At 63.4% G+C, this 14,468-nt stretch carries 14 protein-coding genes; 4 read left to right on the top strand and 10 right to left on the bottom strand.

The window, feature by feature from the left end:
• Positions 1-79 precede the first annotated feature (79 nt).
• Positions 80-1,936 (top strand): cation:proton antiporter domain-containing protein, encoded by a 1,857-nt coding sequence (locus FQU74_RS10895; protein WP_146286492.1) that lies wholly within the window; start codon positions 80-82, stop codon positions 1,934-1,936.
• 1 nt (position 1,937) lies between these two features.
• Here FQU74_RS10895 and cobT read toward each other — a convergent pair whose 3' ends face one another.
• Positions 1,938-2,948, bottom strand: a complete 1,011-nt coding sequence (cobT, locus tag FQU74_RS10890; protein WP_146286491.1) for a nicotinate-nucleotide--dimethylbenzimidazole phosphoribosyltransferase — start codon at positions 2,946-2,948, stop codon at positions 1,938-1,940.
• A gap of 80 nt (positions 2,949-3,028) precedes the next feature.
• On the opposite strand from cobT, the gene cobS reads away from it, so the two are divergent.
• A complete protein-coding gene (gene cobS, locus FQU74_RS10885; RefSeq protein WP_146286490.1) occupies positions 3,029-3,820 on the top strand; it encodes an adenosylcobinamide-GDP ribazoletransferase in 792 nt (263 codons plus the stop codon).
• 64 nt (positions 3,821-3,884) lie between these two features.
• Here the strand turns inward: cobS and FQU74_RS10880 are convergent, their stop codons facing one another.
• The 5 genes from FQU74_RS10880 to FQU74_RS10860 all read right to left on the bottom strand — a co-directional run bounded on the left by FQU74_RS10880 (position 3,885) and on the right by FQU74_RS10860 (position 8,979).
• Positions 3,885-4,394 carry a CarD family transcriptional regulator gene (locus tag FQU74_RS10880; RefSeq protein ID WP_146286489.1) on the bottom strand — a complete coding sequence of 170 codons (510 nt, stop codon included), beginning with the start codon at positions 4,392-4,394 and terminating at the stop codon, positions 3,885-3,887.
• Positions 4,395-4,658: 264 nt separating this feature from the next.
• On the bottom strand, positions 4,659-4,997 hold the full coding sequence (gene fdxA, locus FQU74_RS10875; protein WP_146286488.1) for a ferredoxin FdxA: 339 nt from the start codon (positions 4,995-4,997) through the stop codon (positions 4,659-4,661).
• 73 nt (positions 4,998-5,070) lie between these two features.
• Entirely contained in the window at positions 5,071-5,490 is a 420-nt protein-coding gene (locus FQU74_RS10870) for an RNA-binding S4 domain-containing protein (protein ID WP_146286487.1), read from the bottom strand.
• The gene (locus FQU74_RS10865; RefSeq protein ID WP_146286486.1) at positions 5,491-8,394 is read right to left on the bottom strand and encodes a helicase-related protein; all 2,904 of its coding nucleotides are present in this window, start codon (positions 8,392-8,394) and stop codon (positions 5,491-5,493) included.
• Positions 8,395-8,406: 12 nt separating this feature from the next.
• Positions 8,407-8,979, bottom strand: a complete 573-nt coding sequence (locus FQU74_RS10860) for a tetratricopeptide repeat protein (protein ID WP_229704365.1) — start codon at positions 8,977-8,979, stop codon at positions 8,407-8,409.
• An 84-nt stretch (positions 8,980-9,063) separates the two neighbouring features.
• Between FQU74_RS10860 and FQU74_RS10855 the strand changes: the two genes are divergently transcribed.
• Together FQU74_RS10855 and FQU74_RS10850 are read left to right on the top strand one after the other, a co-directional pair.
• Positions 9,064-9,348: an SCP2 sterol-binding domain-containing protein gene (locus FQU74_RS10855; protein WP_146286485.1), complete on the top strand. Its 285-nt coding sequence runs from the start codon at positions 9,064-9,066 to the stop codon at positions 9,346-9,348.
• Positions 9,348-10,304 (top strand): alpha/beta fold hydrolase, encoded by a 957-nt coding sequence (locus tag FQU74_RS10850; RefSeq protein ID WP_146286484.1) that lies wholly within the window; start codon positions 9,348-9,350, stop codon positions 10,302-10,304. The genes FQU74_RS10855 and FQU74_RS10850 overlap by 1 nt, the downstream gene beginning before the upstream one ends.
• Positions 10,305-10,310: 6 nt before the next feature.
• Here FQU74_RS10850 and FQU74_RS10845 read toward each other — a convergent pair whose 3' ends face one another.
• The 4 genes from FQU74_RS10845 to FQU74_RS10830 all read right to left on the bottom strand — a co-directional run bounded on the left by FQU74_RS10845 (position 10,311) and on the right by FQU74_RS10830 (position 14,286).
• Complete coding sequence (locus FQU74_RS10845; RefSeq protein ID WP_146286648.1) at positions 10,311-11,036, bottom strand: proteasome-type protease; 726 nt, start codon at positions 11,034-11,036, stop codon at positions 10,311-10,313.
• A gap of 76 nt (positions 11,037-11,112) precedes the next feature.
• Entirely contained in the window at positions 11,113-11,940 is an 828-nt protein-coding gene (locus FQU74_RS10840; RefSeq protein ID WP_146286483.1) for a transglutaminase family protein, read from the bottom strand.
• On the bottom strand, positions 11,940-12,890 hold the full coding sequence (locus FQU74_RS10835; RefSeq protein ID WP_146286482.1) for an alpha-E domain-containing protein: 951 nt from the start codon (positions 12,888-12,890) through the stop codon (positions 11,940-11,942). The genes FQU74_RS10840 and FQU74_RS10835 overlap by 1 nt, the downstream gene beginning before the upstream one ends.
• A 4-nt stretch (positions 12,891-12,894) precedes the next feature.
• Positions 12,895-14,286: a circularly permuted type 2 ATP-grasp protein gene (locus tag FQU74_RS10830; protein WP_170246235.1), complete on the bottom strand. Its 1,392-nt coding sequence runs from the start codon at positions 14,284-14,286 to the stop codon at positions 12,895-12,897.
• Between the last annotated feature and the right edge of the window lie 182 nt (positions 14,287-14,468).

Below are 14,468 nucleotides of genomic sequence, written 5' to 3'. Positions count from 1 at the left end.
ACACGAAACGTTTCAGACCGAATTGCAGTGTGACCAGCGCCCGGTTGCGCCGGCTGCCGCAGTCTGGAATTGTCGTTGCATGGAAAGCCTTCTCCTTCAGGCCACATGGTATCTGGGCGCGGCCATCGTCATCGTTCCGCTGACGGTACGGGCGGGGCTTGGGTCGGTGCTGGGCTATCTGATGGCGGGCCTTCTGCTCGGCCCCGCCCTGGGCCTGACGGGCGCCGAAACAGACGACCTGCGCCACTTTGCCGAATTCGGCGTGGTGGTCATGCTGTTCCTGATCGGGCTTGAGCTGAACCCGCGCACATTGTGGGAAATGCGGAGCCGGCTGTTGGGGCTTGGCGGGCTGCAGGTCCTGCTGACAGCCTCGGCAATCGCCGCGATCCTGCTGCTGATCGGCGAAGATTGGCGGGTTGCCGTCACACTCGGAGGCGCACTGGCGCTGTCGTCTACGGCCATCGTCCTGCAAACCCTGTCGGAAAAGAACCTGCTGCGCACTCCCGGCGGACGGTCGAGCTTTGCGGTTCTTCTGGCGCAAGATATCGCCGTCGTTCCGATGCTGGCGCTGATCCCGCTGCTGGCGACGCGCAAGGTCGCGGATGCCCATACCGATGTCGGTGCGGCCGAGCCGTTGCTCACGCTGGTTGAATCCCTGCCCGGCTGGGCAGTGACCGGGATTACCCTGGGAATCGTGGCGGCGATCATCCTTGCCGGGCACTTTCTGTCCGGCCCGGTGTTCCGCTTTGTCCACGCCGCCCGCCTGCCCGAGATGAGCACATTCATCTCGCTTCTGATCGTAATCGGCATCGCTTTCCTGATGATGCTCGTGGGCCTGTCGCCCGCACTTGGCACCTTTATTGGCGGGGTGGTTCTGGCAAACTCGGAATTCCGCCATCAGATCGAGGTCGAATTGAAGCCCTTCAAGGGCATCCTCATGGGCCTCTTTTTCATGACGGTTGGCGCCAGCATCAACCTGCTGGAATTCGCCGAGCAACCGCTTCGTCTCTTTGCCCTGACGATCACCTTGATGATGGCCAAGGCTGCAATCCTTGTGGGGTTGGCCACTGTCTTTGGCTTGCGGGGGCGTGACCGGTCGCTTTTTGCCTTTTCACTGGCCCAGGGGGGCGAGTTCGGCTTCCTGATTGTCAGCTTCTCGGTGACACAGGCGATCCTGCCGCAGGATCAGGCACAGCGCGCGCTGCTGGTCATCAGCATGTCCATGCTGCTGACGCCACTGCTGTTCGTGGCGCAAGAGCGTCTTGCCCGCTGGCAGGCGAAACGCCAGACCGAGGCGCCACCGGACGAGATCGACGAGCGTGGCGCCGTCATCATCGCAGGCATCGGGCGTTTCGGTCAGGTGGTGAACCGCATGGTGCGATCGGCGGGGATGCAGACCGTCGTGCTGGATTCTGACCCCACCGCAATTGCCCGCATGGCGCGCTTTGGCATCCGCAGCTTCTTTGGCGATCCCTCACGCCACGACCTTTTGCTGGGCGCAGGGTTGATGGAGGCGCAAGTGCTGGTCGTAGCGGTAGACTCACCAGACAACATCACCAAGATCGTTCAATTCGCTCGCAAGGTGCGCCCTGATATTCACATCGTTGCCCGTGCCTATGACCGCGTGCATGTGTTCGAGCTGTACCGCGCCGGGGCCGATGACATCGTGCGCGAAACCTTCGACAGCTCGGTTCGCGCAGGGCGCTATGTGCTGGAGAACATGGGGCTTACGGATTACGAAGCCGCCAAGCTGAGCCAGACCTACTTCCGCGTGGACCGCGCCGCCATGCGTGAGCTTGCCGAACTTTGGGAGCCCGGCAAGCCTGTCCACCTGAATGATGCCTATGTGGCACGCGCGCGCCAGTTGGACGATGACCTGCGCACCGCCATGCTGGATGACCCCGACGAAGGGGCAGCATCAAAGGCCGCCCAGTAGGTCAGGCCCCGGAAACCCCAGCTTCGGCGAAGGTGGCCATGCCCGAATGGCAAGCAATCGCCGCCTTCAGCACATTGATCGCCAATGCCGCGCCTGAGCCTTCGCCAAGCCGCAGGCCCAGCTCCAGCATCGGCTGCTTGCCAAGCTTCGACAGAAGCGCGCGGTGCGAGGCCTCGGCGCTGGCATGGCCTGCGATACAGTGATCGAGCGCCCCTTCGGCCGCCATGGCCAATGTCGCTGCCGCCGCCGTGCAGATGAACCCGTCGAGGATGACCGGGATCCGCGCGGCATGGGCGGCGGCGATCGCGCCCGCCATCGCGGCAATTTCGCGCCCGCCCAGACAGCGCAGCACCTCCAGCGGGTCGCGATCGGGGTTGGCGGCCAGTCCTTCGGCCACAACCTGCGTCTTGATCGACAGGCCCCTGTCATCGACACCGGTGCCCCTGCCCGTCCATTCGCCGGGTTGCCCGCCGAACAGCGCGCAGGCAATCGCCGCGGCGGGCGTGGTATTGCCGATCCCCATCTCGCCCACGACCAGCAAGTCGGATGATGGATCGACGGCGTGCCACCCGACGGACAGTGCCGCAACCACCTCGGCCTCGGTCATGGCGGGGCCTTGGGTGAAATCGGCGGTCGGGCGGTCAAGGTCCAGCTCATGCACCGAAAGCGTCGCACCAGCCGCGCGCGCCAGCTGGTTGATCGCAGCCCCGCCCGCCCGGAAGTTCGCCACCATCTGCACAGTCACCTCGGCCGGAAAGGCCGAGACGCCGCGCGCGGCAACGCCGTGATTGCCTGCAAAGACGATAACCTGCGGGCGTTCCAATGCCGGGCGCGCGACACCACGCCATCCTGCGTACCAGATTGCCATATCTTCCAGACGGCCCAACGCACCCGGCGGCTTGGTCAGCTGGCTGTTGCGCTCTTCGGCAGCCGCGGTCGCGGCGGGATCGGCCGACGGCAGGGCTTGCAGCAGGGCACGGAAATCGGAAAGGGTCGCAAACGGCGCGGGCATGGGCGGTCCTTGATTGAACGGCTGTCTCGTCTTCGCTACCGAGGTTGCGGCGTGAAGACCATCCCGGAAAGGGCATTCAGATGCACAAGACCGACCTGAGCGACAGCCTGTCGCGCCTTTGCCGGGCGGTGCAAGGCGGGACGGCCTTGCGCGACCTGCGCGCGGGGCTTGCGCTGCTCTCGCGTCTTCCGCTGCCTGCGCCCAAGGACTTTCCCACGCCCCCCGCCGTCTGGGCCTGGCCGTTGGTGGGCCTGATTCTGGGTGCGCTATCGGCTCTTGCGGGATGGCTGGCCTTTGCCCTTGGTACGCCCGCGGGTTTTGCCGCGGCGGCGCTGCTGGCGGCGCATGCTCTTGTCACCGGCGCGATGCACGAGGATGGGCTTGCCGACACCGCTGACGGGCTTTGGGGCGGATGGGACAAGGCGCGACGGCTGGAGATCATGAAGGACAGCCATATCGGCAGCTACGGCGTCATGGCGCTGATCCTCGTCACGCTCGGCAGGTGGAGTGCCGTCACTGCATTGATCGCGGGCGGGCACTGGATGGCGCTTGTTGCGGCGGCCACGATCAGCCGGGCGCCGATGGCCGCGATGTTGTCGCTGATGCCCAACGCACGGGGCGCGGGGCTAAGCCAGAGCGTTGGACAACCCGCGCCCCCGGCGGCGGGTCAGGCGGTGCTGGTCGCGCTGCTGTTGGCGCTGCTCTGTTCGGGATTTGATGCGATCGCCATGACTGCCTCGGCCGGCCTCGCCGCGCTGGCGCTTTGGCGCGTAGCCATGGTCAAGATCGGCGGGCAAACCGGTGACATTCTGGGCGCCAGTCAGCAGCTTTCCGAGCTTGCCGCGCTTGGGGCGGCTGCGGCAATCCTCTGACGGGGCGCGTGTAATGGAAAAAGCCGCCCAAATGGGCGGCTTTTGTTCATGATCGGATGGCAGATCAGGCCGCGCGCGAGGTCAGCACCGAATCTACGGTCTTTTGCGCCTGTGCCTCATCTGCACCCGACACGGCAGCAACCTCACGGGTCAGCCGCTCAAGTGCCGCTTCATACAGCTGACGCTCGGAGTAGGACTGTTCACGCTGATCATCCGTGCGGTGCAAGTCGCGCACCACTTCGGCGATCGACAGAAGGTCGCCCGAGTTGATCTTCTGCTCATATTCTTGCGCGCGGCGCGACCACATGGCGCGCTTGACCCGGGCCTTACCCTTCAGGGTGTCCAGCGCCTTGTTCACGATATCGGGTGTCGACAGCTGACGCATGCCGACTTCGGTCGCCTTGTGCGTCGGCACACGCAGCGTCATCTTGTCTTTCTCGAAATGGATGACGAACAGTTCCAGCTTGAATCCGGCGATTTCCTGTTCTTCGATCGAGACGATCTTGCCCACGCCATGGGCCGGATAAACGACGAATTCGTCAGGGCGGAACTCGGGCTTCTTGGTCTTGGTCATTCCAGCGGCTTCCTCATGCGCAAGACGGCCTGTGCTATTGCGACGACAAAGCCCCAGTCCGGCACGTTTGCACCGGGTTCAAGGGGCCGAGACTCACATTAAAAACCGTCTCAGGCGAGCAGTCCTGAGGCGGCATTCAGGCATTCATGCTGTGTTTATGACGCCTTCATAACACAGAATCACCCTGATTCCAACCACAGCAACGCAGACCCGCACCATGACCGGGTTGCACCCTGTGCATGGGCACGCGCAAGGCGGGCCCGATCAGCTTCCCTGCCCAGGATTGGGCGAGAAGTATTTCTCAAGCTTGTCTTTCTCGCCGTCGCGTTCCTGATAGCCCGGAAGTGGATCCTGCTTCTGGGTAATCACCGGCCACAGTTCGGCATACTTCCGATTGAACTCGACCCACTTGTCCATATCGGGCTCAGTATCGGGGCGGATCGCATCAGCCGGGCATTCCGGTTCGCACACGCCGCAGTCGATGCATTCATCCGGATGGATGACCAGAGTGTTCTCACCCTCATAGAAGCAATCCACCGGACATACCTCGACGCAGTCGGTGTATTTGCAGGCGATGCAGTTGTCGGTCACCACATAGGTCATGGGAAGGGTCCCGGTCTTTCTTGATCTGGCGCTTAGCTAGTGCATGGTTCCGGCGCATTCAAGCACAGAAAACCTAACGCAAATTGCCGTATCTTCCATCGGCAGTCGATTCAGAAACATCGTTCCAGCCATCTTGGTCCGATGTGGGCCGGTTTTCTTCGTTTTCTGCATCTGCCGGATTCGATTGTGGGTCGAGATCGAAATAAAGCCCGGAGGCTTCGTAGGCCGGGCCACGGCGCTGACCTGGGGCCAAGACGCGGATCAACCGGATTCGGCCACCCTGCGGAAATGTCAGCGTATCCCCCTCGCCCACCTGATGGCCGGGCTTCAGGCAGCGATTGCCATTCAGGCGCAGATGCCCCTCGGCGATCATCTCGCAGGCCTGCGGGCGCGACCGGAAGAATCGCGCCTGCCACAACCATTTGTCCAGCCGGATGGTGGCGCGGGCAACAGGTGCCTGCCGGGCCTGACCATCAGAACGATACTTCGCCAATCAGACCTTGCCCTTCAGTGCCAGCAACGCCGCAAACGGGTTGTCAGGGTCGATGGGCTTTTCGGCCTTGGGCGGGCGCGCCTCAAAGTTCTTGGGCTTGTGGCCGTCCTTGCGGTCATCCCGACGGTCGAACTTGCCGCCCTTGCGCTGATCGTCGCGGCGCCCCTCGGGCTTGCCGCCCGGCTTGCCATCAGTGCGGGGACGATCCTCACGCGGCTTGCCACCCTCGCGCGGACCGCGATTCGGGCGCTCGGCCTTTGCCTCACCCTCGGCACCTTCGCGGCGCGGGCCACGACCGCCCTCGCGGTTGCCACCCTCACGGCGGGGGCCACGGTTGGCATCATGGCGCGGGCGCGGCGCCCAGGTGAAGGTATAGAACACCTCCATTTCGGGCGCGGCCGCCTCGGTCGCATCGGCGCCTTCCGCAGTCGACGCCTCGGCCACGGGTTCTTCGACCGGGGCCAGAACCGAAACTTCTTCGGGGATCGGGGCAGTGCTTGTCGTGTCGGCCACCGGCGCCTCGGCCCGGCGCACCTTCGCGCGCTCAGCCTTTTCGCCCTTGTAGCCCAAACCGCCCATCAGATCGGCGAACTGCTCCAGCGTCATGCCGGTGATCGAGAGCATATCCGGCGTCGCCTCAAAGCCTGCACGGCTGTCCTTGGCGCGCAAAAGATCTGCCAGACGCTCCAGCATGTCGATGCGGATCGCCCGCGTACCGGCGGGGCGGTAGCCCGCCAGCGTGTAATGCTCTTTCGGCACTTCGACGATGTTCGGGATCGTCACGAGGCCGGGCGGCGGGCTTTCGGGGAACTCTTGCAGACCGTTGGCCAGCGACCAAAGCACCAGCCGCAGCCGGGTGGGCGCGGGCTTCAGCAGGATCGGCATGAAGATCGTGTACTGGCCGAAACGCACCCCATGCTTGCGCAGGGACGAACGCGCCTCCTGATCCAGCGCCTTCACATCCTCGGCCACGCTTTCGCGGGTGACGATGCCCAGCCCTTCGACCAGACGGAATGCAAAGCCGCGGGCCAGACCCTGCAGCGCCTCGTCGCGGCCAAGGGCCAAAAGCGGTTCGAAATGCGCGGCGATCTTGCGGTCAATGAAGTGCTGCAGACGACGGCGCACCTTGTCGGCGACCTCGGTCCCTGCTTCTTCGTCGACGAAGGCCTCGACCTGCGGCTTCAGAGGTTCAGCCCCCGCCACCAGCTTGCCCACCGCCGAGCCGCCCCACATCAGGCCGCCCTGTTCGGTGAAGTCCATTTCGGTATCGGGCGAGTTGTAGAACTTGTCCGCCCGCAGGTGGAACTCGGGGCGCAGCGCCTGAACGGCCGCCTGCCGCACGACACGCGCCTCCTCGCCCGTTGCCGAGGCATCCTGACGGAACCGGAACCCTTCGAGACGGCCGACGAATTCGCCTTCGACCATCACCTCACCCTTGTCGTTCACCTCAGCCACAAGGCTCTCCTTCTGTTTCAACCGGCGCATCAGCACAGACGTGCGCCGATCGACAAATCTCTGCGTCAGCCGCGCGTGCAGCGCATCCGACAGGCGGTCTTCTACAGCGCGCGTTTCCTCGCGCCAATGGGATTCATCCTCGACCCAGCCTTTGCGCTGCGCAACGTAAGTCCAAGTGCGGATATAGGCCAGACGTTTCGATATCGCGTCAATATCTCCGTCAGAGCGATCAATCCGCGCAACAGCTTTCGCCATCCAGTCGGCAGGAATATGGCCGCTTTGCAGGAAATCGAACAAGCGGTGCAGAAGATGCACATGTTCCGCGCCAATCGAGGAACGGAAATCGGGAATCCGGCAGACATCCCACAAAAGCCGCACCGCTTGGGGACCGCGCAGGCGGTTTGCCATGTCGGGAAGCTGCCATAGTGCTTTCAGCGACAGAAGATCGTCAGCCTCGCGCGTGCGCATCAGCCATTCATTCGTCGTCGGCGCCTCAAGCGAGGCGATCAGCCGCTCGACGCTGCCGAAGTCGAGTGCGTCGTTACGCCACATGAGCTTTCGCACCGGGGCAAAGCGGTGCTCCTCGATCGCCTCGACCAGATCCTCGTCCAGCGGGCGCGCCTCGCCCGTCACACCAAACGAGCCCGGCTCAAGGTGTCGGCCCGCGCGCCCGGCGATCTGGCCCATCTCATGCGGGAACAGGGGTCGCATCCGGCGTCCGTCAAACTTGTGGGTGCTGGAGAAGGCAACGTGCTTGATGTCGAGGTTCAACCCCATCCCGATAGCATCGGTGGCCACCAGATAATCCACCTCGCCATTCTGATAGAGGGCGACCTGCGCATTGCGGGTTCGTGGCGACAGCGCCCCCATGACCACCGCGCAGCCCCCCTTCTGGCGGCGGATCAACTCGGCGATGGCATAGACGTCATCGACCGAGAACCCGACGATTGCCGAGCGTGCGGGCATCCGACTGATCTTTTTCGACCCCGTATAGGACAGGGTCGAGAATCGGTCGCGGCGCACAAACTGCGTGCCAGGCACCAGTGCGGCGATGGCCGGGCGCATCGAATCGGACCCGAGAAACATCGTCTCGACCAGACCCCGCGCATGCAGCAGGCGGTCGGTGAAAACATGCCCCCGGTCCGGATCGCCACAAAGCTGGATCTCATCGATCGCGAGGAAATCAGCGCCGATATCGGTGGGCATCGCCTCGACCGTGCAGACCCAGTACTGGGTGCGTTCGGGCACGATACGCTCTTCACCCGTGACAAGCGCTACAACCGAAGGACCACGCGCCTTGACGATGCGGTCATAGACCTCGCGCGCCAGAAGACGCAGCGGCAGGCCGATCACCCCGGTCCGATGGCCGAGCATCCGTTCGATGGCATAATGCGTCTTGCCGGTGTTCGTCGGACCGAGCACCGCCGTCACGCGTGAGTTGAAAGCCATGGGTCTGCCGATTCAGATATCCTGCCCGGCGATCTTGGTTTCCAGGCGTTTCACAGCCTCGTCTATCCCCTTCAGATGGGGATGTATAGCAAGGGCCGCCCGATAGACCTCGAGCGCGGGCTCAGGCTGGTCAATCGCCTCGAGAATCGCCCCGAACCCGGCAAGCGCGCCAAAGTGCCGGGGGTTGAGTGCAAGCGTGTGCTGGATGTCCGCCACCGACTGCCCGTAGCGCCCCATATGGTAAAAGGCGATAGCCCTTGCATTCCAGCCTTCGGCAAAGTCCGGGGCGTGGTCGGTCAGCGCGGTGAAGTGTTCGATCGCCGCCTCATAGTCGCCCTGCCCCATCGCCTTGCGGCCACGCTCCAGCAACAGGTCCATGGCGGCCGAGCCGGACCGGGACCACAGCCGCCAGATCTCGGATTCGATGCGGCCAGATGCCGCCTCGTCCGCGCCCTTCAACGCGCCAAACAGCCGGTCAAGCTCGGCCGAATCCTCGGCGGGTCCCGCCCAGACACCTGGTGCCGGGAGGGCTGCGGCCAGAAATGCCGCGACGACAAACTTGCGTATCAACTGTGCGGGCTTCATGTATCGAAGTGTATCCCAGAGTCGCAAAATTGCCATAACCCTCTGGTCACAATCCGGACAGCAAACGACAAGCAGGAGAATATCATGAGCGACGTCATCAATGCAGCGGTCGAGGCGCTGTCGGCCAAGCTTCCGACCTTTGACGCCCCGGCCAAGTTCGTCATTCCGGGCGAAGGCACGATCATTGTCGACCAATCGGGCGTGCGCGCCGCCGATGAAGAGGCCGATGTGACGCTGACGGCCTCGGCCGAAGTGTTTCAGGCGATCCTGCAGGGCGAGATGAACCCGACGATGGCCTTCATGACCGGCAAGCTGTCGGTTGACGGCAATATGGGTCTGGCAATGCAACTGGGGGCTGCCCTCGGCTGATGCAGGCTGCGCCCTTCTATACCGATGCCGCGCGTGGCCCCGACGGGGGTCATGCCGTCTGGTGGACAACGCCTGACGGCACGCGGCTTCGGCTGGCGCATTGGCCGACGGTCGCTGACCGGGTGTTGGGTACGGTTCTGCTGTTTCCCGGCCGGTCGGAATATGCCGAGAAATACGGCCCCGCCGCCGCCGCGCTGACCTCGGCGGGGTGGCATGTGGTCACGATCGACTGGCGTGGTCAGGGGTTGGCGTCGCGCCGCCATCCAGACCCGATGCTGGGCCATGTCGATGATTTTCAGGAATATCAGGCCGATGTCGCGGCTCTGATGCAGTTTGTGGCAGCCCTTGGCCTGCCCGAGCCCTTCCAGATTCTCAGCCATTCGATGGGCGGGTGCATCGCGCTCAGATCGCTGATGGGCGGGCTTGCCGTGCGATCGGCAGTGTTTTCCGCGCCGATGTGGGGCATCAAGCTTTTTCCCACTGTGGAACCTGTTGCCGTCAACCTTGCAAGCCTGATGCATCGGTCCGGACAAGGGTTCCGGCTGACGCCGACCACCTCGCGCGCAAGCTATGTCCTGCATGCGGGCTTTCGCTGGAACATGCTGACGCGCGACCCCGAGATGTGGCACTGGATGCGCCAGCACCTGACGCAACACCCCGATCTGGCGCTTGGCGGTCCGTCGCTCACCTGGCTGCATGCCGCGTTCAACGAGATGCATGCCCTAGCCCGGATGCCCAGCCCGACGCTGGCGGCGTTGACCGTGATCGGATCATCCGAACGCATTATCTGCCCGCGTGCCGTGCGCAAACGGATGGCGCAGTGGACCGGCGGGCAGCTCGATATCTACCCGCGCTGCGAGCATGAGGTGATGATGGAGGTGCCGCTGCATCGCGAGCGGTTCCACAGCGCCGTGATCGAGCACTTCCGCCAGACGGCAGAGATGCGCGCTGCCTGAACGCCGTCAGATCACGATCTGGCCAAAGCCGTCACGAAGTGCCGCCGACCATGCCTCGCTCATCGCGCGGAACTGCGGGTCGCCCGCCTCGATCCGCCGGCGCAGCGTGACCTTGCAGGCGTCCTTTTCGATTACCACCAGATCGAGCGGCATACCGACCGAGAGGTTCGAACGCAGGGTCGAATCCATGCTCAGTAGCACCGCCTTCTGCGCATCTGCCAAAGAGGTCTCGGGCCGCACCACGCGGTCAAGTATGGGCTTGCCGTATTTGTGCTCGCCGATTTGCAGGAACGGGGTGTCTTCGGTCGCCTCGATGAAGTTGCCCTCGGGGTAGATCAGGAAAACCCGCATCGCCCCGCCCCGGCGCTGCCCGGCCACGATCATGCTGGCCGAGGCGCTTTGCTTCATCACGCTCAGCTTTTCACCGATCTCGACACGAACTTCGGCCAGCATGTTGCCGACGATCTCGGCCACCTTCAGCATGGTGGGCGCCTTCATGATCGAGGTCTCGCCGTCCGACTCCTCGTCCTCGATCGCCTCGCGCAGGCGCGCTATCGTGGTTTGGGTCACGCTCAGGCTTCCGGCGGTAAGGATTGCCACCACCCGCTCGCCCGGATCTTCGAAGCAGAACATCTTGCGATAGGTCGAAATGTTGTCGAGCCCCGCGTTGGTGCGGGTGTCAGACAAGAGAACCATGCCTTCGTTCAACAGAAGGCCCACGCAATAGGTCATGTTCGTTTCCGTAGCGATGATGCGGATCAAACAGTATTGCTGCACTGCGACATCCGCAACAGCACTGCCACAAGGTTTATTGCTGTGTCTGTCCCTGCGTGGCCTCTGGCGCCACCACGACCCGGACATTCATCGTCTCGCTACCAGGTCCGCGGGCAATCCCCCGGATCGGTGCCGCGTCCAGCGCATCGAGACCCGAACCCAGCCGGATGTAGCGTTCATCCGGGCAGCAGCGATTCGCGGGATCAAATCCCACCCAGCCCAGACCAACGATCCACAGCTCAGCCCAGGCATGGGCCGCCTCATGCGGCTGGCCCTCTGCATCAGCAAAGAGATAGCCCGAGACATAGCGCGCCGGAATTCCGCGATGCCGCGCCATCGCGATCAGAGCATGGGCATGGTCCTGACAGACCCCTTTCCCCTGTGCCAGCGCCTCGGCCGCGGTGGTGTGGGCCTCTGTCGTGCCGGGAGCATAGGCGATGGCATCAGCCACCGCGCCAGACAGACGATGCGCGGCGTCGAGCGGACCCGAGGCGTCGTCGGCAGCAGACGACAACTCGATCAGGGCAGCATCTGCCCAGGTGGGGGTGGTCTCCCTCAGATAGACCTCGGGGCGCACAATCTCTCGGTGGCCACGCAGAACGCCGGTCAGATCGCGCGTCTCGACCACGCCCTTGACGTGGACCACGATCTCGCTGACCGGGCCTGCAACAGACCAGGCCTGAACGCGATCCCCCGCCCCGTCGCGGAATACACCGCCGGGACAGCCATCGGTGACGGTCACCTGCCAGTCGACGACGGTCTGCCCCTCAAACACCGTGGGGGTCAACCGATGGCTCTGCACAACGCCCCGCACGGGCTGGTCATAGCTGTATCGGGTCACGTGATCGACGATCAGGCGCATCAGCGAACATCCCCGCTCAGGTAGCATTCATGCATCAGGGTACCGAGTTCGATCGATTCGCCAATGAACCGCGTCAGGAATTCGTGCAAACCCTCGTCAAAGATCGCATCGGTGCTGGTCGTTTCAAGCTCGGACAGCATGATCGCCGCCTTGGACTGCGCGGTGGTGGTGCGCCCATAGGCCTTTGCCAGACGCCCCAGATGGTTCGTCATCCCCGCCACACAGGTGATCAGCGCGCGAGGGTTCTGCGGATTGAGGATCAGGAAGTGCGCGATCTTGGCCGCGGTCACATCGCCCCCATAGGCCCAATGGAAGGCCCGCTGCGCCCCCATGGCCCGCAAAAGCGTCGTCCACTGATAATTGTCGAGACCAGAGCCCACGAATTCGAGGCTTGGCAGCAGCACATAGTACTTCACGTCCAGCAGACGTGCGGTGTTGTCGCCACGCTCAAGATAGTAGCCGATGTTCAGGAAATTGTAGCCGTCGTTGCGCAGAAGCGTGGCATCGATCGCACCCCGCACCATCGCCGTGTGACGCATGACCCAATCCGTCAGGCGCGACAGCTCCAGTTCGGATCTCGGCGTCCGCTCCAGCTGGCGCAATTCCTGAAACGCGGTGTTCAGCGCATCCCAGACCTGGCTTGTCAGCGCCGTGCGGACGATGCGCCCGTTCTCGCGCGCGGCGGTGATGCAGCTCGCCACGCTGGAGGGGTTGTCGCGATCAAAGAAGAGCCAGCTTTCCAGATTGCGCTGCACCGGGTTGCCATACTTGCGCGCGAAGCCATCGGCCGTGCCCGAAGACTGCAGAAGGCTGTCCCATTCACTGCGATAGCCGTGGGCCGAGGGCAACAGCGTGATGCGCGAGCCCACTTCAAGCAAGCGGGCGGCGATGTCGGCCCGCTCCATGTAGCGGGCGATCCAGTAGAGGTTGTCTGCGGTTCTGCTCAGCATGCTCTTACTCCGCCAGCACCCAGGTATCCTTGACGCCCCCGCCCTGCGACGAGTTCACCACAAGGCTGCCCTCGGTCAGCGCCACGCGGGTCAGCCCACCGGGTACAAGGTCGATCTGTTCGCCGACAAGGCAATAGGGGCGCAGGTCAACATGGCGTGGCGCGATGCCTTCGGCCACGAAGGTCGGCGTGGTCGAAAGCGCCAGTGTCGGCTGGGCGATGTAGTTGTCGGGGTCTTTCTCGATCTTGGCGCGGAAGGCCTCGATCTGCTCGCGCGTGGATTTGGGACCGACGAGCATGCCGTAGCCACCCGAGCCATGCACCTCTTTCACCACCAGTTCGGGCAGGCGCTCCAGCACATACTTCAGATCGTCCGCCTTGGCGCATTGCCAGGTCGGCACGTTTTGCAGGATTGGCTCTTCGCCCAGATAAAAGCGCACCATCTCGGGCACATAGGTATAGACGGCCTTGTCGTCGGCAACGCCTGCGCCGGGCGCCGAACAGATCGACACGCCCCCGGAGCGGTAGACATCCATAAGCCCCGGAACCCCCAGCATGCTGTCCGGGCGGAAGCAGAGCGGATCGATGAAGGCATCGTCGATGCGCCGATAGATCACATCGACACGCTTCGGGCCCTCGGTCGTGCGCATCCAGACGTATTCGCCTTCGACAAACAGGTCCTGCCCCTCGACCAGTTCTACGCCCATGAGGTCCGCAAGGAAGCTGTGCTCATAGTAGGCGCTGTTGAAATGGCCGGGCGTCAGGATGACGATGCAGGGATCGCCCTTGCATTTCGCGGGCGCCACGCTGGCCAGCGTCCGCCGAAGGCGGTCGGAATAGCTGTCTACCGGCTGGATCCGGTTCGCCCGGAACAGTTCTGGAAACATCCGCATCATGATTTCGCGGTTTTCCAGCATATAACTGACGCCCGAGGGCGTGCGGCAGTTGTCCTCCAGCACGAAAAAGTCGTCAGGCCCCGTGCGGACCAGGTCAATTCCCACGATATGCGAATAAACCCCTTTGGGCGGCACAAAGCCCACCACAGCCTTTTCATAGGCCTCGTTCTGATAGACCAGATTGGCGGGGATTCGCCCGGCCTTCACGATCTCTCCCCGGCCATAGACATCGACCAGAAACGCGTTCAGCGCCCGTGCGCGCTGCTTGATGCCGCGTTCAAGCCGCGCCCATTCCGCCCCGGTAAAGACGCGGGGGAACATATCGAACGGGATAAGCCGGTCTGGGTCGCCGCCTTCGCCATAGACGGCGAAGGTGATGCCGATCCGACGAAACAGCGCCTCCGCCTCGGCCTGCTTCATCTGCCGGAACTCGGCCGGCATTGTCTTCATCCAGTCTTCAAGTCGGGCGTAAGGCGTGCGCACCGCGCCGGAATGGTACATCTCGTTGAAATAGTCAGCCACCTGAACCACCCCTCGGCCTAAGTTCGGACCTCGAATAAGCCGAGTTAATCAGCCCGTTTCAGCAAGGGGAAGCGAGATGCTGCAGATTGTGCAACTGCGCAAAATCATGCGCCCAAAATCTAATCTTCAGATTAATTTTTAATCACATGCATCGACTTGAT

Origin of the sequence: Gemmobacter aquaticus (genome assembly GCF_007859075.1) — a bacterium.
GTDB classification, from domain to species: domain Bacteria; phylum Pseudomonadota; class Alphaproteobacteria; order Rhodobacterales; family Rhodobacteraceae; genus Gemmobacter; species Gemmobacter aquaticus.
This window is presented reverse-complemented; position numbering and strand designations above follow the sequence as displayed.